2 protein-coding genes are annotated in these 1,147 nt (G+C 73.1%); both read left to right on the forward strand.

All coding sequences use genetic code 11. The features are described 5' to 3' along the window. The first annotated feature begins 22 nt into the window (after positions 1-22). Positions 23-556 (forward strand): NADPH-dependent FMN reductase, encoded by a 534-nt coding sequence (locus FNH05_RS37585; protein ID WP_144593569.1) that lies wholly within the window; start codon positions 23-25, stop codon positions 554-556. Then, on the forward strand, positions 553-1,147 hold a 595-nt coding region (locus FNH05_RS37590; protein WP_144593570.1), incomplete at its 3' end, for an MFS transporter. The genes FNH05_RS37585 and FNH05_RS37590, both read left to right, overlap by 4 nt.

Genomic DNA, 1,147 nt, shown 5'->3' on the forward strand with positions numbered 1-1,147 from the left:
GTCTTAGGGCGAGGCTCGGGGCATGGAGATCTTGGGCATCGCAGGGAGCCTGCGAAGGGAATCGTTCAACCGGAAACTGCTCGAAGCCGCGCGGTACGAACTGCCGGACGAGCTCGCCTGGCGCACCTGGGACCGGTTGGCCGAGGTCCCGCCGTTCAACGAGGAGGCCGAGCAGGGGCCCGTGCCGCCTTCGGTCGCGAGCCTGCGAGCGGCGATCGCCGCCGCGGACCGGGTGCTGATCGCGACCCCGGAGTACAACGGCTCCGTCCCCGGGCAGCTGAAGAACGCCATCGACTGGGCCTCCCGCCCCTACGGCGAGAGCGTGCTCAACGGGAAGCGGATCGCGGTCATCGGCACGAGCCCCAACCGGTACGGCGCGGCCTGGGCCCAGGCAGATCTGCGCCGGGTGCTGTCCGTTGCGGGGGCCGATGTGGTGGACGCGGAACTGCCCGTGCCGGAGGCGCCCCGCCAGTTCGACGAGCACGGGCGCCTGCTCGACCACGAGTTGCGGGCCGGCCTGGGCAAGCTGCTCGACCTGCTGCGGGGCGACCGGTGACGACCGCGGTCACGGCGGACAGGACACGCTGGGGCGCGGTGGTCGCGGTCGCGCTGGGCTCGGTGCTGGCGGGCCTCGACCTGACCGTGGTCGCCGTCGCGCTGCCCGGCATCGGCACGGATCTCGGGGTTTCACCCGCCTCCGCCCAGTGGGTGATGCTCGGCTACCTGCTGCCGATGGTGGCACTGAGCATCCCGGCGGGGCGCTGGCTCGACCTCGCCGCACCGCGAGCGGCGTTCCTGCTGGCCACCGCCGGATTCGGAATGAGCAGCGTGCTCATCGCGCTGGCGCCGGATTTCGCGCTCGTCCTGGCCGGGCGGGCGCTGCAAGGGGTGTTCGGCAGCCTCCTCGGCGCGCTGGCGATGCCCGTCATCGGGGAAACCGTGCGGCCGGAGCACCGGGCCAGGGCGATGAGCATCGTGCTCACCCTGTTGCCGCTGAGCAGCGCCGCCGGGCCCGCCCTTGGCGGGCTGCTCACCGAGGCGTTCGGCTGGCGCTCGGTGTTTCTGATCAACATCCCGCTGGCGGTGGCCGCCGCCTGGGCGGGACTGCGGTCGATCCCCCGCCGGAGCCAGGGCCTGCCCCCCCCGT

The organism is Amycolatopsis rhizosphaerae, from assembly GCF_007713715.1.
In the GTDB taxonomy this organism is placed as follows: Bacteria; Actinomycetota; Actinomycetes; order Mycobacteriales; family Pseudonocardiaceae; genus Amycolatopsis_E; species Amycolatopsis_E rhizosphaerae.